This is a genomic window from Streptomyces sp. NPDC001970 (assembly GCF_053594115.1).
The window spans coordinates 169525-190647 of sequence record NZ_JBSFDW010000012.1 but is presented as its reverse complement, the minus strand read 5'-3'; the positions used below and the strand labels follow the sequence as shown (position 1 = coordinate 190647).

Annotated in this window: 14 protein-coding genes; 4 read left to right on the top strand and 10 right to left on the bottom strand. The window is 72.3% G+C overall.

The window, feature by feature from the left end; translation table 11 throughout:
• Position 1: 1 nt before the first annotated feature.
• The 5 genes from ACWCP0_RS17610 to ACWCP0_RS17590 all read right to left on the bottom strand — a co-directional run bounded on the left by ACWCP0_RS17610 (position 2) and on the right by ACWCP0_RS17590 (position 3861).
• Positions 2-199, bottom strand: coding sequence for a hypothetical protein (locus ACWCP0_RS17610; protein WP_451079698.1), 198 nt, complete (start codon positions 197-199; stop codon positions 2-4).
• A gap of 124 nt (positions 200-323) precedes the next feature.
• A complete protein-coding gene (locus ACWCP0_RS17605; RefSeq protein WP_451079697.1) occupies positions 324-647 on the bottom strand; it encodes a hypothetical protein in 324 nt (107 codons plus the stop codon).
• A complete protein-coding gene (locus ACWCP0_RS17600; protein ID WP_451079696.1) occupies positions 644-1012 on the bottom strand; it encodes a WhiB family transcriptional regulator in 369 nt (122 codons plus the stop codon). Before ACWCP0_RS17600 ends, ACWCP0_RS17605 begins: the two co-directional genes overlap by 4 nt.
• 170 nt (positions 1013-1182) lie before the next feature.
• Complete coding sequence (locus ACWCP0_RS17595; protein ID WP_351226383.1) at positions 1183-1515, bottom strand: hypothetical protein; 333 nt, start codon at positions 1513-1515, stop codon at positions 1183-1185.
• 165 nt (positions 1516-1680) lie between these two features.
• Positions 1681-3861: an ATP-dependent DNA helicase UvrD2 gene (locus tag ACWCP0_RS17590; RefSeq protein WP_451079695.1), complete on the bottom strand. Its 2181-nt coding sequence runs from the start codon at positions 3859-3861 to the stop codon at positions 1681-1683.
• A 237-nt stretch (positions 3862-4098) separates the two neighbouring features.
• Between ACWCP0_RS17590 and ACWCP0_RS17585 the strand changes: the two genes are divergently transcribed.
• A complete protein-coding gene (locus ACWCP0_RS17585) occupies positions 4099-4341 on the top strand; it encodes a mycoredoxin (RefSeq protein ID WP_451079694.1) in 243 nt (80 codons plus the stop codon).
• 13 nt (positions 4342-4354) lie between these two features.
• On the opposite strand, the gene nudC is transcribed toward ACWCP0_RS17585, so the two are convergent.
• The 5 genes from nudC to ACWCP0_RS17560 all read right to left on the bottom strand — a co-directional run bounded on the left by nudC (position 4355) and on the right by ACWCP0_RS17560 (position 14691).
• Positions 4355-5302 carry an NAD(+) diphosphatase gene (nudC, locus tag ACWCP0_RS17580; protein ID WP_451079693.1) on the bottom strand — a complete coding sequence of 316 codons (948 nt, stop codon included), beginning with the start codon at positions 5300-5302 and terminating at the stop codon, positions 4355-4357.
• Positions 5303-5339: 37 nt separating this feature from the next.
• Positions 5340-6737 (bottom strand): dipeptidase, encoded by a 1398-nt coding sequence (locus tag ACWCP0_RS17575; RefSeq protein WP_451079692.1) that lies wholly within the window; start codon positions 6735-6737, stop codon positions 5340-5342.
• 10 nt (positions 6738-6747) lie between these two features.
• A complete protein-coding gene (locus tag ACWCP0_RS17570; protein WP_451079691.1) occupies positions 6748-10662 on the bottom strand; it encodes a UvrD-helicase domain-containing protein in 3915 nt (1304 codons plus the stop codon).
• A gap of 46 nt (positions 10663-10708) precedes the next feature.
• The gene (locus ACWCP0_RS17565; RefSeq protein WP_451079690.1) at positions 10709-14101 is read right to left on the bottom strand and encodes an ATP-dependent helicase; all 3393 of its coding nucleotides are present in this window, start codon (positions 14099-14101) and stop codon (positions 10709-10711) included.
• A gap of 209 nt (positions 14102-14310) precedes the next feature.
• Complete coding sequence (locus ACWCP0_RS17560) at positions 14311-14691, bottom strand: MGMT family protein (protein ID WP_451079689.1); 381 nt, start codon at positions 14689-14691, stop codon at positions 14311-14313.
• Positions 14692-14831: 140 nt separating this feature from the next.
• Here ACWCP0_RS17560 and ACWCP0_RS17555 point away from each other — a divergent pair, with 140 nt between their 5' ends.
• The 3 genes from ACWCP0_RS17555 to ACWCP0_RS17545 all read left to right on the top strand — a co-directional run bounded on the left by ACWCP0_RS17555 (position 14832) and on the right by ACWCP0_RS17545 (position 21104).
• Entirely contained in the window at positions 14832-17726 is a 2895-nt protein-coding gene (locus ACWCP0_RS17555; RefSeq protein WP_451079688.1) for a lysylphosphatidylglycerol synthase domain-containing protein, read from the top strand.
• A gap of 120 nt (positions 17727-17846) precedes the next feature.
• Complete coding sequence (locus ACWCP0_RS17550) at positions 17847-19475, top strand: alpha/beta hydrolase (protein ID WP_451079687.1); 1629 nt, start codon at positions 17847-17849, stop codon at positions 19473-19475.
• 87 nt (positions 19476-19562) lie between these two features.
• Positions 19563-21104, top strand: a complete 1542-nt coding sequence (locus ACWCP0_RS17545) for an alpha/beta hydrolase (protein WP_451079686.1) — start codon at positions 19563-19565, stop codon at positions 21102-21104.
• Positions 21105-21123 lie beyond the last annotated feature (19 nt).

Here is a 21123-nt window from a genome sequence, read left to right as displayed (position 1 = left end):
GTCACCACCAGGTGGAGTCGAGCCGTCCCTCGATGGCCCTGATGTTGGCGCGGGCGCAGTCGTCGCAGAAGTAATGGCGCCGACCGTTCTCCACGGAGCAGATCCAGGTCGGTGGAATGCCCTCGGCGACCTTGCCGCACCGGGAACACAGGGCGTTCTCGGCACCCGGCTGGACAGGGTGATGAGTGTGCTGGTCCACCTCGTGACGATAACCCCGTACGAGGCGGCCGACGGAAACAACGCACCGCGGGGGCCGGTCCGTTCGGACCGGCCCCCGCGACAGGAACTGCGCACGGTGTGTGCGGCCGTGCTGTGGCTGTCGGCTACTGCATGACGGCCATGGCCAGCGCACGGCGGGCTCGCATCGACACGCGCTCGGCGCGCCGCTGCATCCGACGGGCAGCGATCAGGCGCGCGGCCTGGCGTTCCACGTCGGCTTCCCGCAGGCGCTCGTGCATATGCGCACGAGCCAGGGCTTCTGGAATGAGTTGCATCTCACGGGTCCTGTTCTGACGCGAGGCGTTCGCGCCGATGGTGGTGACAGCTGGGGTGGCGGAGCCGGACGGCTCGCTCGTGGAAGAGGTCATCGGGGCCTGCTTCTGGGGATCGTGCGTGAGGGGACGGTCGATGGTGCCGGCGGCGATCATGCCGCGACCGGGCTCTTGCGCGGGCGGCCACGCGGCCGCTTCCGGGCGACGACGACACCCTGGACGAAGAGCTCTCCGCCCCAGACACCCCACGGCTCACGCCGCTCCTTGGCACCTGCGAGGCAGGCCTCCATCAGCGGGCAGGTCCGGCAGAGGGACTTGGCGTACTCGACATCGGCCGGCGACTCGGCGAAGAAGACCTCCGGGTCGTAGGAGCGGCAGGGGACGGGTACGCCGAGGTTCTCGATGGCGTCGTCGAGCGCGGTCAGCGCGGTGAGCGGGGTCAAGGTGGAGTCCTCCGTGAGGCCGGGCGGGGGGATCGTTTCGGAAGGCGGTACGGACGGGGCGTGCGCTTCGAGTTGCACGGTGGTGTTTTCCTCGTCTGGTCGGTCCGGTCTGTTGACCGGGCTTCGGCTGGTACCGGGTCTTGCTGGTCCCGAGGCCCCTTCGCTCTGTTTCCTCATCGGGGAAAACAGAAGGGCCGCGGATCCCTGGTGGGGTTCCGCGGCCCTGAAGGCGCCGGCCTGATGATGGATCAGGCTGGATCACTCCAGGGTTCGAGCCCACGGAAGGCCCACATGGTGTGGTGCTGCGTCGTCTGCTTCTTGGTGCCGGCACTGGCCGCCGCAAAGGCATAGGCCTTCGCCTCTGCCGCTGCTACTCCTGCTTCCAGTGCCTTGGTCGGTCGCTCATTGCGCTCCCGGACGGGCAGACCCGCAGGGACGGAGACCGGAAGCACGGCCGAGAAGCCGGACAGACCGGTGCCAATGAACGCCGAACCGGAGAGACCGAGCGAGCAGGCGGAGACGACCGAGCGATCGGTCATTTTGGCGGTGGTGCGGATGAAGCTGGTGTTGATGCTGATCACTGGAATCGCCTCCTCTCGGCGTCTCTGGGACCGGCCGGGGCCGATCGCGCGTATTCGGATAAGTACAGCACGAGCGCAGGGCTTCAGAGAAGCCGCTGTTCTCGTGGTTAAGAACCTATGGGGATGACTGGGGCGGGCGCAAACTATTTTTTCGACGAGTTTGTATCAGTCACCCTCGCCACCCCCCTCAACCTCCTGGCCTGCACAGATGGCCAGGACGTCGGTCCCGAAGCGCTCCAGCTTCCGCCCGCCGACGCCGGAGATGCCGGCGAGCTCGCCCTCGCTCCCGGGAACCGTCTCCGCGATCGCCATCAGGGTCTTGTCGGTGAAGACGCAGTACGCGGGCTGGCCCAACTCCCTGGCCTGCTCGGAGCGCCACTCGCGGAGCCGCTCGTACAACGCCTCGTCCATGTCGGACGGGCAGTCCTCACAGCGCATCAGCTTCATCTCACCGGCGTCGGTGAGCGTCTTGCCGCACACCCGGCACAGAACGGGCCCACGCCGCTTGCGCCGTCCGGCGGAACCGCCGCCACGCTCGATGCCGCCGCCGCCGCCCGCACGGCCGGCCCCGGGCGCGGCGGAGCCCGGCCGGAGTCCTGCCAGGAAGCGGGTGGGACGGCGGGAGGCCCGGCCGCCCGGCGAGCGGGACAGCGCCCAGGACAGCGACAGATGGAGCCTGGCCCGGGTCACCCCGACGTAGAGCAGCCGGCGCTCCTCCTCCACCTGCTCGTCGGTCTTGGCGTAGGTGATCGGCATCATGCCCTCGGTGAGGCCGACCAGGAACACGGCGTCCCACTCCAGCCCCTTCGCGGAGTGGAGCGAGGCGAGCGTGACGCCCTGCACCGTCGGGGCGTGCTGGGCTGCTGCCCGCTCGTCGAGCTCGGCGACCAGATCGGCCAGCGTCGCCTCCGGCCTCACGCGGGCGAAGTCCTCGGCAAGACGGACCAGCGCGGCAAGGGACTCCCAGCGGTCCCGGACGGCACCGGAACCGGCCGGGGGCTCGGTCGTCCAGCCCTTGGTCGAGAGCACCGCGCGGACCTGGGACGCCAGGCCCTCCGCGTCGTCCAGCAGCGAGTCGTTCCCCCCGGCCCTGGCGGCGCCGCGCAGGGCGACCCCGGCCTCCCGTACCTCGGCACGCTCGAAGAATCGCTCGGCACCGCGCAGTTGGTACGGCACACCCGCGTCGGCGAGGGCCTGCTCATAGACCTCCGACTGCGCGTTGACCCGGTACAGCACCGCGATCTCCCCGGCCGGGACTCCGGCGGCGATCAGATCGCGGATGCGGCGGGCGGTGCCCTCGGCCTCGGCGGGCTCGTCCGCATACTCCGTGTAGGCCGGCTCGGGGCCCGGGTCGCGCTGCGAGATCAGCTCGAGCCGGTGCTCGGCTGCGCGGCCGCGGGCCTGGCTCAGCAGACCGTTGGCAAGGTGCACCACCTGCGGGGTGGAGCGGTAGTCGCGGACGAGCTTCACCACCGTGGCGTTCGGGTGGCGGGTACGGAAGTTCAGCAGGTGGTCGGGGGTGGCTCCGGTGAAGGAGTAGATCGTCTGGCTCGCGTCGCCGACGACGCACAGGCTGTCCCGGTCGCCGAGCCACAGGTCGAGCAGCCGCTGCTGGAGCGGCGACACGTCCTGGTACTCGTCCACCACGAAGTGCTGGTACTGGCGACGGATCTGGTCGGCGATGTCCTGACGGTCCTGGAGGATGCCGACCGTGAGCAGCAGCACGTCCTCGAAGTCGATCACCGAGCGGTCGCGCTTCAGCTGCTCGTACAGCGCGTAGATCTGGCCGATCTCCGCCGGGTCGCGCGGAGCGTCCCTGAGCGACTTGGCGACCGCCGCGGGATAGTCGGCGGGCACGGTCTGGGTGACCTTGGCCCACTCGATCTCGCTGGTCACATCCCTGAGCTCATTACGGTCGAGTCGGATCCGGCAGCGCGCGGCGGCCTCTGCGACCAGCTGGATCTTCCGCTCCAGCAACCGCGGCAACTCACCGCCGACGGCTTTCGGCCAGAAGTACTGGAGCTGGCGCAGAGCCGCCGAGTGGAACGTGCGGGCCTGCACTCCGCCCGCTCCGAGCTGGCGCAGCCGGCCGCGCATCTCCCCCGCGGCACGGTTGGTGAACGTGACGGCCAGCACACTCGCGGGCTGGAGTATCCCCGCCCGCACCCCGTACGCGATGCGATGGGTGATCGCGCGCGTCTTGCCCGTACCGGCGCCCGCCAGGACGCACACCGGACCGGTCAGGGCGGTCGCGACCTCGCGCTGCTCGGGGTCGAGCCCGTCGAGCACCGCGTCCGCCGACTCGGGGACCTGAGGGAAGAGTGTGGAGTGCGTTGCTGCTGTCACCCCGCCATGCTGCCAGGTCGGGCGAGATCACCGGGACGGCTGTCCACAGGGGAGCCGCATCGGTCGTACTAATACGGGGTCTCGTGCGGGGCTCATGTACAGCTCGTGCACGGGCTGTACGGGGCCGCATCCGCGGGGGCTCATGTGCGCTGTCTCATGCGGGGGGCCGGGAATGGTGGCCGGGTCGCGTACGTTCGAGTAGCCGGACATCCCACGAGCCAGAGGAGCGGGACGAAGATGCAGGGTTCTCTGACGATGTACAGCACGACTTGGTGCGGCTACTGCCGCCGGCTGAAGAGCCAGCTCGACCGGGAAGGCATCTCGTACGTCGAGGTCAACATCGAGGAGGACCCGCAGTCCGCGGCCTTCGTCGAGAAGGCCAACGGTGGAAACCAGACGGTCCCCACCGTTCGCTTCGCCGACGGTTCGACCCTGACCAACCCTTCGCTGGCTCAGGTCAAGCAGAAGATCGGCGCCTGAGCGCAGCCGGGCGTCAGGCGGCGGCACCCGGCTTCGGCAGGGGCTTGCCGTACCAGAGCTCGATGAGGCGGGCCGCGATCGAGATCCCGTAGGGAGGCAGCACCTCCCCGGACTCGAATGCGGCCCGCAGGTCTTCCCGTGAGAACCAGCGCGCCTCGTGGAGCTCCTCACCGTCGACGTTGATCTCCGACGAGGTGGCGCGGGCCATGAAGCCCAGCATCAGGCTGTACGGGAAGGGCCAGGGCTGGCTGGCGACGTACTCGACGTCTCCGACGGTGACGCCGGCCTCCTCGAACACCTCGCGGGCCACCGACTGCTCGATGGACTCACCGGGCTCGACGAAGCCCGCGAGCGTCGAGAAGCGGCCCTCCGGCCAGTGCACCTGCCGGCCGAGCAGCGCTCGGTCCTCCTCGTCCGTGACCAGCATGATGACCGCGGGGTCGGTGCGCGGGTAGTGCTCGGCGCCGCAGGCCGGGCAGCGGCGGATGTGTCCGGCGGCGGCGATGACCGTGCGCTCGCCGCAGCGGGAACAGAAGCGGTGCATCCGCTGCCAGTTCTCCAGGGCGACCGCGTGCACCATCAGCCCGGCGTCGCGCGGGGACAGCAGGAGTCCGGCCTCGCGCAGCCCGGCGGGGCGCGCGGACTGGTCGATGCGCCCGGGCAGGGTGTCCTTCTGCAGCGCGAAGTAGCTGACGCCGTCCTGGTCCGTGCCCAGGAAGTAGCGGTGGGTCTCGGTGACGGGGGCCTCGAAGGCCGGGGTCATGACGAGTTCGGTGTCACCGTCGGGGGTGTCGTCGATGAGCACCTGCCCGCCGGAGACCACGAACACCCGGGTCGTCGGGTGGCTCCAAGCCGCGGCCAGCCATGCCTCGTCGAGTCGGTGATGCGCCGCGCGGTCGATGCCGCTCGGCGCGGTGAGGCCGATCGGACGACCGTCGGCGACGTGATCGAAGGTGCTCACAGGTACTTCCCACTCCCCCTGGCGATTCGGTGGATTGTCAGCGGAGGGCGCCGGCCATGTCGCCCCATAGATGGGCGGTGGCCTCGACGCCCTTGAGCAGCAGGTGCAGTTCGACTTTCTCGTTGGGCGCGTGCCATCCGTCGGACGGGACGGAGATCCCCAGGAACAGCACGGGTGCACCGAGCACGTCCTGCAGGTCGGCTGCCGGCCCCGAGCCGCCCTCGCGGGTGAAGCGCACCTTCCGGCCGTCGAAGGCGCGGCTCATGGACCGGGCGACCGCCTGCAGGCCGGGGTGGTCCAACGGCGTCAGACAGGGGCGGGTCGCGGCACCGAAGGTGATCTTGTGCCGGATCCCCGCGGGGATCCGGGATGCGACCCAGGCGCGGATCGCCTCCTCGATCCGGTCCGGGTCCTGTCCCGCGACCAGGCGGAAGGAGAGCTTCAGCTGCGCGAAGGACGGAATGATCGTCTTTCCGCCGGGTCCCTGGTAGCCGCCGCCGATGCCGTTGACCTCGGCGGTCGGCCGGGCCCAGACGCGCTCCAGGGTGGTGTGGCCGGCCTCGCCGAGGGTCGCGTACGACGTGGCCGTACGCAGCCACTCGGCCTCGTCGAAGGGCAGCTCGGCGATGAGCTCGCGCTCGGTGTCGGTCAGCTCGGCGACGCCGTCGTAGAAGCCGGGGATCGCGACGTGTTCGTTCTCGTCGTGGAGCGAGGCGACGAGGCGGGCGGCGATCGTGGCGGGGTTGGGCACCGCGCCGCCGAAGGAGCCGGAGTGGATGTCCTGGTCGGGCCCGTACAGCTCGATCTCGCAGTCGGCGACGCCGCGCATGCCGGTGCAGACGGTGGGAGTGGTCTCGGACCACATGCCGGTGTCGGAGACGATGACGGCGTCGGTGGCGAGACGGTCCCTGTGCCGCTCCACGAGGTCGCGGAAGTGGGGCGAGCCGGACTCCTCCTCGCCCTCGACGAGGAGCTTGAGGTGGACTGCGGGGGCGGTGCGACCGGTGGCGGCGAGGTGTGCGCGCACGCCCAGGGTGTGGAAGAAGACCTGGCCCTTGTCGTCGGCCGCGCCCCGCGCGTACATCCGGCCGTCCTTGACGACCGGCACGAACGGGTCGGTGTGCCAGCCGTCCTCGCGGGCGGCGGGCTGCACGTCGTGGTGGCCGTAGACCAGGACGGTCGGGGCGTCCGGATCGTCGGAGGGCCACTCGGCGAAGACGGCCGGGGCGCCGTCCGTCTCCCAGATCTCGGCGACCGGGAAGCCGGTCTCCTTGAGCTTCACCGCGAGCCAGTCGGCGCTGCGCCGCACGTCCGCGTCGTGCTCCGGCTGGGCGGAGACGGACGGGATGCGCAGCCACTCGGCGAGGTCGTCGAGGAAGTCGGCGCGGTGCTGATCTATGTACGCGCGGACGGCGCTGTCCGGGGTGTCGCTCATGGTGTTGAGCCTAACCGGCGCTCGGAGTGGACTCGTCGGCCCGGTCGTGCGCGGGGGGCTCCAGGGGCGGGTCCTCGAGCGCCGGGTGCCCGCCGGCGGGGTCGTCCCCGGGCAGGTCCTCGCGGCGCAGGTCCTCGCCGGCCGGGTCCTGGAGGAGGATGCGTTCGAGTCCGGTCCGGTCCGGGAGGGCGCCGGGGCGGACAACCTCCCCGGTACGTACGTACACGAAGGCCGCGTCGACGGCTTCCGGCGGGATGCCGTGCTGCTCGGCCCAGGCGAGACGGTAGACCGCGAGCTGGAGCGGGTCGGCGTCGCGGGCCCGGCCGGTCTTCCAGTCGACGATCTCGAACGCGCCGGTGGCCGCGTCGCGGTAGACCGCGTCGATACGGCCCCTGATGACGCGGCCCGCGAGCGTGACCTGGATCGGCACCTCCACGCGGTAGGGCGTGCGGCGCGCGTACGGCGTGCGCTCGAACGCCTCCTTGAGCGCGGCGAGATCCCGCTCGTCGGCGATCTCCGCCTCGTCCGGGTCGTCCGGGTCGCGGCCCGGCAGCTCGTCGGGCCCGAGCATGGGCAGCGGCAGCTCCTCGAACCGCGACTCCACCCAGGCGTGGAACCGCGTGCCCCGGCGGGCCGCGCGCTGCGGCGGACGAGGCATGGGACGGGCCAGTTCCTGGGCGAACCCGTCGGGGTCGGCGGCGAGCCGCAGCAGCTGCGAGGCGGAGAGCGACGGCGGTACGGGTACGTCGCGCACGGCGGCGCGGGCGCGGCGGAGCTCGCCGGTGAGGGCTTCGAGATCACGGTCCCAGGACGCGATGGTCCGGGCGACCTCGGGGGGGAGCCGTTCGGCGCGACGCTGGGCGGGGAGACGGGGGGTGAGGTCCTGCCCGGGGACACCGGCCGGTCGACGCGCGTCCGGGTTGCCCGGGTTGCCCGGGTGGCCCGGGTGGCCCGCGTGGCCCGGAAGGCGGCGCTCCGGCACAGGGGCCCCGGAACCCGCCTCGTCACCAGGGGCAGGGACGTCGTCGAGGGCGTCGGGCGCATCCGGGTCCTCGGGCCATGGCTCGTCGGCCCACGGTTCTTCGGGATACGGCTTGTCGGCCCGAGGCTCCTCGCGCCACGGATCGTCGGCCCACGGTTCCTCGGGATACGGCTTGTCGGCCCGAGGCTCCTCGCGCCACGGATCGTCGGCCCACGGTTCCTCGGAATACGGCTTGTCGGCCCGAGGCTCCTCGCGCCACGGATCGTCGGCCGCGGCGTGCTCGGCCACGCCGAGCTCCGCCTCGGCAAGCTCGGCGTCCCAGGCGTCCTCCTCGAGAGGGGCGAGCTCGTCCGGCCAGGGGTCGTCCTGAGCAACCTCCGGCCCGTCCGGCGCATGCCCCGAGAGAGAGTCCAGATGCGCGAGCACCAGGTCCGCGGCCGCGCGGCGCCGCGCGGCAGCCGTGGGGTCCAGTGGCAGGGGCCAGACGTACTCCTGTGCCTGCTCGTGGAGCGCCGGGTTCTCCGCGTCCTCGTCCGGCTCGTCGGCCCATGCCTCGATCTCGCCGAAGCCCGCCGCGCAGTGCTCGTACAGGGCCTGCAGGAACGCGGACGGGCCGCGGCGGCGCTTCTGGGTGGGGCCCCACCAGTGGGCCGAGCCGAGGAGCAGCGAGCGCGGGCGGGTGAAGGTCACATAGCCCAGGCGTAGCTCCTCGATGTGCTGATGGTCCTTCATCTCCTCCTTGAAGGCCTTGAGGCCCTTCGCGTCCCAGGACGCGACGTCCGGGAGCGTTCCGGCGTCGCCGCGCAGCGCGTGCGGCAGGACCTTCGCCTGGGCGGTCCAGGACTCACGGGAGCGGGTGCTCGGGAACTGGTCCGCGACGAGCCCGGGCACGGCGACGACGTCCCACTCCAGTCCCTTGGACTTGTGGGCGGTGAGGACCTTCACCGTGTTCTCGCCGCCGGGCAGCGCGTTGTCGAGGCCCTTCTCGTACTGCGCGGCGGTGCGCAGGAAGCCCAGGAAGGCGAGCAGGGTCGCCTCGCCGTCCAGAGAGGCGAAGGACGCCGCCGTGTCGAGGAAGTTGGCGAGGGTCTCACGGCGGCGGGCCGCCAGGGCGTGCGGGGAGGCCGACAGCTCGACCTCGAGGCCGGTGGTGGCGAGCACCCGGTGCAGGACGTCCATGAGCGGGTCGGCGAGCGAGCGGCGCAGGTCGCGCAGCTCCTTTGCGAGGTGGGCGAAGCGGACGCGGGCCTCGGCGGAGAACGGCAGGCCGTCGTCCGGTTCGTTCGCCTCCAGGAACGTGTCGAGCGCGTCGGCGAGCGAGATCACCTCGGCCGGATCGGTGCCCTCGACGGCTGCCGCCAGCCGCTCGTCGGGGTCGGTTCCGTCGTCCTCCCGGGCGCGGTGGACGAGGAGACGAGCCCTGCGGCCCAGGAGGGCGAGGTCGCGGGGGCCGATGCGCCAGCGCGGCCCGGTGAGGATCCGTACGAGCGAGGCGTTGGCTCCCGGGTCCTGCAGGACGTCGCAGACGGCGACCAGGTCGGCGACCTCGGGCAGTTGCAGGAGTCCGGAGAGGCCGACGACCTCGACGGGGATGTCGCGGGCGACGAGCGCGCCCTGGATCTCGGCGAAGTCCCCTGCCGTGCGGCACAGGACCGCGATCTCACCCGGCTCCTTGCCCGTGCGCACGAGGTGGGCGATCGAGTCGGCGAGCCACTCGATCTCCTCCGCGTGGGTGGGCAGCAGCGCGATCCGTACGGAACCGTCGCGCTCGGCACCGGGCGCGGGCCGCAGCGCCTCGACGCCTTCGTGCATCGCGCGCAGGGGCTCGGCGAGACCGTTGGCGAGGTCCAGGAGGCGGCCGCCGCTGCGACGGTTCTCGCTCAGCGAGAAGCGGGTGGCGGGGCTGCCGTCCGCGTGCGGGAAGTGTTCCGGGAAGTCGTCCAGGTTGGCGACGGACGCGCCGCGCCAGCCGTAGATCGCCTGGCAGGGGTCGCCGACCGCGGTCACGGCATGCCCCGTGCCCTCCTCCGCAACCCCGACCCCGTCCTCCGGGACTCCGTCCTGGGGAGACCTCTTGCCGAACAGTCCGGAGAGCAGCAGCCGCTGGGCCACGGAGGTGTCCTGGTACTCGTCGAGCAGGACCACCCGGAATTCGTCCCGCAGGACGCGGCCCACCTCGGGGCGGGTGAGCGCGAGCTCGGCGGAGAGGGCGATCTGGTCACCGAAGTCGAGCAGATCGCGGGCACTCTTCGCCGCGCGGTAGCGGACGACGAGGTCGAGCAGCTCGCGGCGGGCGGCGGCCGCATCGGGGACCTTGCGCAGGTCGGCATTGGTGAGCCTGGCGGACTCCAGGGTGTGCAGGAGCCCGGAGTCGTACGCGAGCAGGTCCTCGGGGCGTACGAGATGCTCGGCCAGCTCCGCGTCGAGCGCGAGCAGATCGCTGACCAGGGCGGGAAAGGACTTGGTCAGCGCGGGATACGGGCCCGGGGCCTCGCGCAGCACGCGTGCGGCGAGCTGGAACCGGGTGGCGTCGGCGAGCAGCCGCGATGTCGGCTCCAGGCCGATGCGGAGGCCGTGGTCGCTCAGGAGCTGCCCGGCGAAGGCGTGGTACGTGGAGATACGGGGCTCGCCCGGGGGGTTGTCCGGGTCGATCACGTCCGGGTCCGTGACTCCTGCCCGTACCAGAGCGGTGCGAACGCGCTCGGAGAGCTCGCCGGCCGCCTTGTTGGTGAACGTCAGGCCCAGGACCTGCTCGGGGGCCACCTGCCCCGTGCCCACGAGCCACACCACGCGCGCGGCCATCACCGTCGTCTTCCCCGAACCGGCTCCGGCCACGACGACCTGCGGGGCGGGCGGTGCCGTGATGCAGGCCGTCTGCTCCGGGGTGAACGGGATGCCGAGGAGCTCCTTGAGCTGCTCGGGGTCGGTCATGCGTGCGGACACCTCAGAGAGGCTAACGGGGGCCACTGACAGCGCTGCCCCGCCGGTCTCACTCCACGACGTGACGCCCCTCGGGCTGCGCGCTGCACGAAGCGCGGAAGGCGCACTGACCGCAGTGCGTGCCCGTGGTGGGGGTGAAGCGTTCGTCGAGGACGCGGCCCGCGGCGGTGGCGAGGAGGTCGCCGACCCATTCGCCGGTGAGCGCCTCCTGGGACTGGATCTTCGGCAGGGAGTCGCCGCCCTCCCTCTTGGGGGCGGGCTGACGCAGTTGTACGAGTTCGGCGCCGCCGGGCTCGGGGCGGCGGCCGTCGAACACGTCGTCGACGGCGCCTTCGCGGACGGCGAGCTGGTAGACGGCGAGCTGGGCGTGGTGGGCGACCTCGTCCCTGGTGGGTGCCTGCTTGCCGGTCTTGAAGTCGACGACGTACGCACGTCCCTGCGCGTCCTCCTCGACGCGGTCCATGGAACCGCGGATCCGCACCTCGTACGCCCCCGCCGCGAGGGTGACGTCGAAGTCGTGCTCGGTGACGGCGGGGACGCGACCGCCACGGTCCATGACGTGCCAACGCAGGAAGCGTTCGAGGGCGGTGCGCGCGTGCTCCTTCTCCTGCTGGGACTTCCAGGGGGCGTCGAAGGCGAGCGCGTCCCACACGGAGTCGAGGCGCTCCATGAGGACGGCGAGATCGGCGGGGGTACGGCCGGAGGCCACCTCGTCGGCGAGTACGTGGACGACGTTGCCGAAGCCCTGGGCGGCGGTGGCGGGGGCGTCCGCCTTGACCTCGCGGCCCAGGAACCACTGCAGCGCACAGGTGCTGGTGAGCTTCTCGAGCGAGCTCGGGGAGAGTGTCACGGGCTGGTCCCGGTCGCGGAGGGGCACGCTGCTGCGGGTCGGCTCGTTCAGTCCCCACCAGCGGTACGGGTGCGCGGCGGGGACGAGCGGCTGGCCCTCGTCGTCGGTGAGCGCGGCAAGGCGGGCGAGGCGGCGGGCGGCGGCCTCGCGCAGCTCTTCGGAGGCTTCCGGATCGACGGTGGTGGCGCGCAGCTCGGCGACGAGCGGGGCGACGGCGAGGGGCCGGCGCGGACGGCCGGTGACGTCCCGTGGCTCGACGCCGAGTTCGGTGAGGAAGCGGGAGGGCTGGTCGCCGTCGTCGGCCGGCGCCTTGACCGCGGTGACGACGAGGCGGTCGCGGGCGCGCGTGGCGGCGACATAGAAGAGGCGGCGCTCCTCGGCGAGGAGGGCGCCGGGGGTGAGGGGCTCGGCGAGGCCGTCGCGGCCGATGCGGTCCGCTTCGAGCAGGGAGCCACGGCGGCGGAGGTCGGGCCAGAGGCCTTCCTGCACGCCGGCCACGACGACAAGGCCCCATTCGAGGCCCTTGGATCGGTGGGCCGTCATGAGGCGTACGGCTGCGGGGCGGGCGGCACGCCGGGTGAGGGTGTCGGCGGCGATGTCCTGCGACTCCAGCTCCTCCAGGAAGTTGAGGGCGCCGCGGCCGCCGGTGCGCTCCTCGGCGCGCGCGGCGGTCTCGAAGAGGGCGCAGACGGCGTCGAGGTCGCGGTCGGCGTTGCGGCCGGCGGCGCCGCCGCGGAGGGAGGCGCGCTGAAGGCGGTGCGGCCAGGAGGTGCCGTTCCAGAGTTCCCAGAGGGCCTCCTCGGCGGTGCCGCCGCCGTCGAGGAGCTCGCGCGCCTTGCGCAGGAGCGCGCCGAGCCGCTGCGCGCCTCGGGCGTACGCGGGGTCGTGAGCGGTGAGTCGCTCGGGCTCCGCGAGAGCGCGGGCGATGAGCGTGTCCGAGGGCGGGGGGAACTTGTTGCCGGCGGCGCGCTCCTCGTCGCGCAGGGCGCGGCCGAGGCGGCGGAGGTCGGCGGTGTCCATGCCGCCGAGGGGGGAGGTGAGGAGGGTGAGGGCGGTTTCTGGATCGAGGGGGGTGACGGCGGGGACGGGGTGCCCGGGCGCTGCGTCGGGGTCGTCCGTTCGCCCCTCACCCGGGACAGCGTGGGCCAGGACAGTGTGGGCGGGGACGGACGGGGTGGTCGGGGGCGTCGCCACGGTGCGGAGGGCGGTGAGGAGGGGGGTGACGGCGGGTTCGTGGCGGAGGGGGAGGTCGTTGCCGTCCGTTTCCACGGGTACGCCGGCAGCAGTGAGGGCGCGGCGGACCGCGGGCAGGCTGCGGTCGCCGGCGCGGACGAGGACGGCCATGTCGTTCCAGGGGACGCCGTCCTCGAGGTGGGCGCGGCGGAGGACGTCCGCGATGTTGTCCAACTCGGTGGACGCCGTCGGGTACGTGCAGACCTCGACCCGGCCGCCCGCACGGGCCGCCGTCAGTTCGCGGTGGGCGCGGACCTTCTCCGAGGGCAGCCGCGTCAGCGGCATGCGCTGCGTGAGCAGGCGCGTCGCGGCCAGGAGCGCCGCCCCCGAGCGGCGGGATGCGGTGAGAACGGCGACCGGCGCCGGGCGGCCGTCCCTGCGCGGGAACGCCTCCGGGAAGTCGAGGATCCCGTTCACGTCCGCGCCGCGGAAGGCGTAGATCGACTGGTCCGGGTCGCCGAACGCGACCAGGGTCCGCCCGCCGCCGGCGAGCGCGTGCAGCAGCCGCACCTGCGCGGGGTCGGTGTCCTGGTACTCGTCCACGAAGACGGCGTCGTACGCGGGCAGGGGGACGTCCCCCCCGGCCAGCAGCACGGCGCGATGGACCAGCTCCGCGTAGTCGAGCACGCCCTGCATGTCGAGGACGTCCAGGTACTCGGCGAGGAACGCGGCCGCCGCTCCCCAGTCGGGCCGCCCGGCACGCCGCGCGAAGGCCGCGAGCGCGTCCGGGCCGAGGCCCAGCTCACGGCTCCGGGCGAGCACGGCCCGTACCTCGTCGGCGAAGCCCCGCGTGGTGAGGCAGGCCCGGAGCTCGGCGGGCCAGCGCGCCCCGCCGCGTCCCTCGCGCTCCAGGTCGAGCTGTCCGGCCAGCAGGTCGCGTACCGCCACGTCCTGTTCGGGACCCGACAGCAGCCGCAGCGGTTCCGCGAACAGGTCCGCGTCCTGGTGGGCGCGGACCAGCGCGTAGCAGTACGAGTGGAAGGTGGTCGCCTGCGGCGCCCGCGCGCCTCCCAGCCGCAGCGCCATCCGGTCGCGCAGTTCGACCGCCGCCTTGCGGCTGAAGGTGAGGACGAGCAGCCGCTCCGGATCCGCTCCCCGCGCGATCCGCGCCGCCACCGCCTCGACCAGTGTCGTCGTCTTCCCCGTCCCCGGCCCCGCAAGCACGAGCAGCGGTCCCCGTTCATGGTCAACCACCGCGCGCTGGGAGGCGTCCAGGAGAGGGGGATCCACCGGGCCTGGCGGGGTACGCACCAGCCGGTACGCACCCGGGGTCCTGCCTCCACCCCCTTGCGGGCGTGGGGGGATCCCCTGCCGTACCCGACGGTGCGGTGTACGCCCGTTGGAAGGGGAGGAACTCACGTGGATCGCCGGTCCTGGTGGGTGTGCTGGTGGTGAGGGGTCAGGGGCCGGTGCGCAAGCGCGGGCCGCGTGGGTACAAAGGTGCCGAAGACGGTTCCGACGACGCTACGCCAGGTCGCGCCCGGGTCGCAGGGAGTCCGGTCCGGACCGTGTCGGGTACTCCGTACGTGTCTCGGAGGACTCATCGCACCGCCGAATGGCGGAAGCTGTCAGGTGTGAGCTTCCGTGTCCGTCGCGCCGGCGTCCGTCGCGTCCGCGACGCCGTCCCAACGCGCCCGCCGTATGTCGAGGCGGGGCACATGGCCCTGCGTGCTGCGCGAGGCCTCCCTCAGCGGGGTGCCCTCGGCACGGTAGTGCTCCAGAGCGCTCAGCTCGTGGCCGGGCAGCAGCACCCCGTCCGCGCGCACCACGCGCCACCAGGGCACCGCTCCGCCGTACAGGGCCATGACACGGCCGACCTGGCGCGGCCCGCCCTCGCCGAGCCATTCGGCGACATCGCCGTACGTCATGATCCGGCCCGGCGGGATACGCTCGGCGACGTCGAGCACCCGCTCCGCGTATTCCGGCAGTTCCGGCACCTCATCGCTCATCCGGCCCATCCTGCACCATGGCACCGACAGCGGGCCTGCACCCTGATGCCCCCCTCTGTCGGTGCGGCATGCCACCATCATCCGGGCGGTGACTGGTGATACGAGACCAAGAAGAGACAGACGCGACGAAGGAGCGGGGCGTGCGGCCTGCGACGGCGGCAAGCACCTCCGGTTCCGAGTCGCGCCCCGAAACGCGGACGCCGGGCCCCGGCAAGGAGGCCGGGCGGGGCCCGGACACGGCCGAAACGCCCGCCGCACCCGAAACGCCCGCCGCACCCGAAGCGCCCGCCGCAGCCGGCCCGCAGGGTCCGCACGGTCCTCCCGACCCGCAGCCCGCCCCGGCCGACTCGCACGCCCAGCAGGCGCCGCACGCCCCTGAGCACGACGCTGACGCCCCCGCCGAGCGCGTCTCCGGTGACGAGCCCCTCCTTCCCGCCCGTGTGCACCGCCCCTCCGACCTGACGCGGCTGCTCATGGGCGTGCTGGCGATCATCGTCGTCCTCGCCATCGCCGCCTTCGCCCACGGCACCACGTCCGGCCTGGAGTCGGACATCTCCAAGGGCACCGGCCAGGCCCCCGACCTGCTGGTCAAGCTCGCAGGTCTGGTGTCCAGCATCGCCGTGCTGCTCGTCCCCGTCGCCTTCGCCATCGAGCGGCTGATCAAACGGGACGGGCTGCGCATCGCCGACGGGGTCCTCGCCGCCGTACTCGCCCATGGCGTGACCCTCGCCACCGACCTCTGGGTCGCCGAGGCCGCGCCCGGCCAGATCCAGGACGCGCTGACCCAGCCGCAGACGGGCGGCGGGCTCACCGATCCGGTCCACGGCTATCTCGCGCCCGTCATCGCCTATATGACGGCCGTCGGCATGGCCCGCCGCCCGCGCTGGCGCGTGGCGCTGTGGGGTGTGCTGCTGCTCGACGCCTTCGCGATGCTGGTCGCGGGCTACACCACACCGTTCTCGATCATCCTCACCGTGCTGATCGGCTGGACGGTGGCGTACGGCACGCTCTACGCGGTCGGCTCCCCGAACGTGCGGCCGACCGGCCAGACCCTGCTGGCGGGTCTTCGCCATGTCGGTTTCCGCCCGGTCACGGCGATGCGCGCCGAGGACGTACCGGACTCTCCCCCTCGTCCCGCTGGGGGGACCCCCACCGACCAGGGCGACCGCGGCAGGCGCTACCTCGTCACGCTGGAGGACGGCCCGCCGCTCGACGTGACGGTCGTCGACCGGGAGCAGCAGGCGCAGGGGTACTTCTACCGGGTGTGGCGCAGGCTGACGCTGCGCGGCATCACGACCCGCCGCTCGATCCAGTCGCTGCGCCAGGCGCTGGAGCAGGAGGCACTGCTCGCGTACGCCGCGATCGCCGCGGGGGCCAACGCGCCCAAGCTGATCGCCACGTCCGAGCTCGGCCCGGACGCCGTGATGCTGGTGTACGAGCACCTCGGAGGCCGCACGCTGGACTCCCTGTCGGACGAAGAAACCACCGACGACGTCGTGCTCGGCGCGTTCCGGCAGGTCAGGGCGCTGCAGTCGCGGCGTATCGCGCACCGCAGGCTGACGGGTGACGCGATTCTGGTGGATCGTTCCGGCGCGGTGGTGCTGACCGATCTGCGCGGCGGTGAGATCGCGGCCGGCGATGTGGTGCTGCGCATGGACATCGCCCAGCTGCTGGCCACGGTCGGTCTGCGGGTGGGCGCCGAGCGCGCGGTGGCCGCGGCGGTCGAGGTGCTCGGCCCGGACGCGGTCGCGGACTGTCTGCCGCTGCTCCAGCCGATCGCGCTGAGCCGCTCCACGCGCGCGACGCTGCGGCGGCTCGCCCGGGAGCGTTCGCAGCGCGAGCGCGAGGCGGTGCTGGCGGCGGCGGAGTCGGCCAAGCAGGCCAGGGTCGAGGCCTCCGTCGGTGACGGTGGCGACGAGGCGGGCGTCAAGGGGGACAAGGGCGACAAGAAGGCCGCCCGTAGGTCGCTGCGCGCCGAGAAGCAGGCCGAGAAGCGGGCCATGGACGAGGCGCTGGACGAGGCCCGCGAGGAGGACCTGCTGGCCCAGATCCGCCGGCAGGTGCTGCTGATCCGGCCGCAGGCGCCGGTCGAGCCGGCCAGGCTGGAGCGGATCAAGCCGCGCACACTGGTCAGTCTGATCGCCGGGGCCATCGCCGCGTACTTCCTGCTGTCGCAGCTCACCAGGACCGATCTCACCGTGGTCGCCGAGGCGCACTGGGGCTGGGTGGCAGCCGCGGTCCTCTTCTCGGCGCTGAGCTACATCGCGGCGGCGATGAGCCTGCTGGGCTTCGTACCGGAGCGGGTGTCGTTCCTGCGGACGGTCTTCGCTCAGATCGCAGCCTCGTTCGTGAAGATCGTCGCCCCTGCGGCGGTCGGCGGTGTCGCGCTCAACACACGCTTCCTCCAGCGCTCCGGCGTGCGCCCCGGGCTTGCCGTGGCGAGTGTCGGCGCCTCGCAGCTCTTCGGGCTCGGCGCGCACATTCTGCTGCTGCTCTCGTTCGGCTATCTGACAGGCACGGAGAAGACGTCGTCGCTCACTCCGTCCAGGACCGTCATCGCGGGTCTGCTGACCGTCGCCGTGCTGCTCCTGGTGGTGACCGCGATCCCCTTCCTGCGGAAGTTCCTGGCGACGCGGCTGCGGTCACTGTTCGCCGGGGTGGTGCCGCGCATGCTGGACGTCCTGCAGCGGCCGGTGAAGCTGGCCACCGGCATCGGCGGGATGCTGCTGCTGAGCGGCACGTTCGTGATGTGCCTGGACGCGTCGATCCGGGCGTTCGACAACGGCAACCAGCAGCTCAGCTACGCCAGCATCGCCGTGGTCTTCCTGGCGGGCAGCGCGCTGGGGTCCGCGGCGCCGACACCGGGCGGCATCGGTGCGGTCGAGGGCGCGCTGACGATCGGCCTGATCGCGGTGGGCCTGCCTGCTGAGGTCGCGGCTCCGGCCGTGCTGCTGTACCGGCTGCTGACACTGTGGCTGCCGGTGCTGCCGGGGTGGCTGGCCTTCAACCAGCTCACCCGCAAGGGTTCGCTCTAGCGGCTGCGGCCGCCGCTCCCTGCGCAGGGGTGGACACCGGGCCGCGCGGGGGCCCCTGTGTCCACCCGCATGGCCCGCCGTCGACAGGCGGGCGACCGCGGTACCGCGCACGATGGGCTCATGCCCACCTCCTCCCCCGACGGGCCCACACCCCCCGACCGGCACACCACCCCGGCCACCCGTCGCGCTGCCGGCGTCCGGCGGGCCGGCACCGTCCTCGCCGCCGCGACCGCCGCCGTACTGCTCGTCACGGCCGGCTGCTCGGACACCGGCGACAGCGGCAAGGAGAAGCAGGGCCGTCAGGACCTGGGCGCCCAGAAACTGGACTGGCAGCCGTGCCCGGCCCCCTCGGAGGCGGAGGGCGGCGGCCCGGCCCCCTCGCCGCTGCCCGGCGGGACGCCGTGGGAGTGCGCCTTCATGGACGCGCCCCGCGACTACGCGGATCCGGACGGCGAGACGATCGAGCTGGCCCTCATCCGTGGCAAGGCCCGGGACCAGTCCCGGCGGATCGGCTCCCTGATCTTCAACTTCGGCGGCCCCGGCGGCTCCGGAGTCAGCGGTCTGCCCGCATCCGCCAAGGACTACGAGAAGCTGCGCGAACGCTATGACCTGGTCAGTTTCGACCCGCGCGGCGTGGGCCGCAGCGAGGCCGTCGAATGCGCGGACAACAGGCAGCTGGACGAGTACTACGCACAGGACGCGACGCCCGACGACGCCACCGAGGAGAAGGCGTACACGAACCGTCTGCGCACGTACGCCGACGGCTGCGAGAAGAACTCCGGCGAGGACCTGCCCTACGTCGGCACCACGAACGCCGCCCGCGACCTGGATCTGATGCGGCAGGTCCTCGGCGACGACAAACTCCACTACCTCGGCTTCTCGTACGGCACCGAACTCGGTGGCGTCTACGCGCACCTGTTCCCCAAGAACGTCGGCCGGGCCGTCTTCGACGCCGTCGTCGACCCGAACAGCTCCGCCGAGGAGGGCTCGCTCGGCCAGGCCAAGGGCTTCCAGCTGGCGCTCGACAACTTCACCGAGGACTGTGTCGCGCGCGGTGACGCGTGCCAGCTGCCGGGCAGCACTCCGCAGGAGGTCCAGCAGTTCATCATCGAGCTGCTCGCGCGGCTCGAGAAGAAGCCGATCCCGGCCAGCGGCGACCGCGAGCTCACCCAGACCCAGGCGACGAACGGCATCGCCCAGGCCCTGTACTCCAAGGAGTACTGGCCGCTGCTGGAGCAGGGCCTCGACGAGGCGGACGGCGGCAACGGCGCGCTGCTCCTCGCCTTCTCCGACGCGATGAACGGACGCGACAGGCAGGGCCGCTACAGCAACATCCAGGCGGCCAACGCGGCGATCAACTGCGTCGACTTCAAGGAGCGGTACTCGCTCGCGCAGACGAAGGCCAAACTCCCCGAGTTCCGCAAGGCATCGCCCGTCTTCGGCGACTATCTCGGCTGGGGCCTGATGGGCTGCTCCGAGTGGCCGGTGCCCGGGCAGTGGGAGCACCCCGACGTCTCCGCCCCGGGTGCGGCCCCGATCCTCGTCATCGGCAACACCGGGGACCCGGCGACGCCTTACGCGGGTGCCAAGGCGATGGTCGAGGCACTCGGCAAGGGCGTCGGCATCGAGATGACGTACCGCGGCGAAGGTCACGGGGCGTATGGCAGCGGCAACGCCTGTGTGAAGAACGCCGTGGACGGCTACCTGCTGGAGGGGCGGGTTCCGGCCGCCGGGACCGTCTGCCAATGACGATATCCACAGCGATGGTCACTGTCCGTCATGACACCTAGGATGGCAGGCAGTCGGATCAGTCGGGTGATACTTCGGGGGCCTGGAATGACATGGCGTACGAGGGTGGGGGCAGCGGCCGTCGTGCTGGCGGTGGCCGGCGGAGCGCTGACGGCCTGTGACAGCGACCCGAAGGGCACCGGTGGAGGAGGCGGTGCAGGGCAGGGAGCCCCGGCGCCGGTGCGCGACGGCGACGCGGCGCGCGGACTGCCCGACGCGCTCACGCAGCAGCGTCCCGACTGGCAGCCCTGCGAGGGCGGCGGCTGGACCTGCGCCGAGGTGAAGGTCCCGCTCGACCACGACGCCCCGGACGGCGAGACGATCTCCATCGCGCTCATCCGCCGCGAGGCACGGGACGAGGAAAAGCGCCTCGGTTCGCTGCTGTTCAACTTCGGCGGTCCGGGCGGCTCGGGAGTGGACAGTCTGCCAGGCTTCGCCGATGAGTACGGGAAGCTCAACTCCCGCTACGACCTGGTGAGTTTCGACCCGCGCGGCGTCGCGGACAGCGCCGGTGTCGTCTGCCGCGACGACAGGGAGCAGGAGCGGGCCGCGTCCCGCGTCGACCTCACGCCCGACACGCCCGCCGAGGAGGCGGAGTTCTTCAAGGACGCCGAGAGCTTCGGGGCGGGCTGTGCCGCCCGTTCGGGCAAGGTCCTCCCGCACGTCGGTACGTCCGACGCCGCGCGCGACATGGATCTCATCCGCCATGTCCTGGGCGACCGCAAGCTCAACTACTTCGGCATCTCCTACGGCACGGAGCTCGGCGGCACGTACGCCCATCTCTTCCCGGAGAACGTGGGACGGACGGTGCTGGACGCGGTGGTGGACCCGACGGCCGACGCGATCGGTCACGCCCGGAACCAGACCACCGGCTTCCAACGGGCCTTGGACAACTACCTCATGAGCAGAGGCGAGGACCCCGAGGCGGGTTCGCAGCGCATAGCAGGGCTGCTGGAGCGGATCGATCGCCGGCCGCTGCCGGCCGGCGGCAACCGTGAGCTGACGCAGAGTCTCGCCATCACCGGCATCGCCATGTCGCTCTATTCCACGAGCCTGTGGCCCGAGCTGACCCAGGGCCTCGAAGAGGCCGAGCAGCGCGGCCGCGGCACAAAGCTGCTCTCGCTCGCCGACTTCTACAACGACCGTGACAAGAGCGGGCATTACAGCACACAGAGCCACTCGCAGCGGGCCATCTCGTGCGCGGACGACAAGCAGCGGCCCACGGCGGCGGAGGCCAAGGCGCTGCTGCCCGAATTCCGGGAGATATCCCCGGTGTTCGGCGAGTTCCTGGCGTGGGACACGGCGGGCTGGTGCGCGAAGTGGCCGGTGCCGGGCGAGCGGGAGACCCCGGAGGCGAGCGCGAAGGGGGCGGGCCCGATCCTGGTGGTCGGCACGACCGGCGACCCGGCGACGCCGTACGAGGGCGCGCGGCGGATGGCGGACGAGCTGGGCGAGGGGGTCGGGGTGCTGCTCACCAACAAGGGCGAGGGCCACGGTGGTTACACTCCCGAGAACCGGTGCGTGACCGCCGTCGTGGACAGCTATCTGCTGGACGGCAAGGTCCCGGAGGACGGCAGGACCTGCGGTTAGGCGCCGCCCGGCCGCTCGC

Coding starts and splice junctions, on each gene's coding strand:
- ACWCP0_RS17575 (WP_451079692.1), bottom strand. CDS start 6,737: ATGAGCGACACCCCGGACAGCGCCGTCCGCGCGTACATAGATCAGCAC.
- ACWCP0_RS17560 (WP_451079689.1), bottom strand. CDS start 14,691: ATGAGCGATGAGGTGCCGGAACTGCCGGAATACGCGGAGCGGGTGCTC.
- ACWCP0_RS17605 (WP_451079697.1), bottom strand. CDS start 647: ATGATCGCCGCCGGCACCATCGACCGTCCCCTCACGCACGATCCCCAG.
- ACWCP0_RS17585 (WP_451079694.1), top strand. CDS start 4,099: ATGCAGGGTTCTCTGACGATGTACAGCACGACTTGGTGCGGCTACTGC.
- ACWCP0_RS17545 (WP_451079686.1), top strand. CDS start 19,563: ATGACATGGCGTACGAGGGTGGGGGCAGCGGCCGTCGTGCTGGCGGTG.
- ACWCP0_RS17550 (WP_451079687.1), top strand. CDS start 17,847: ATGCCCACCTCCTCCCCCGACGGGCCCACACCCCCCGACCGGCACACC.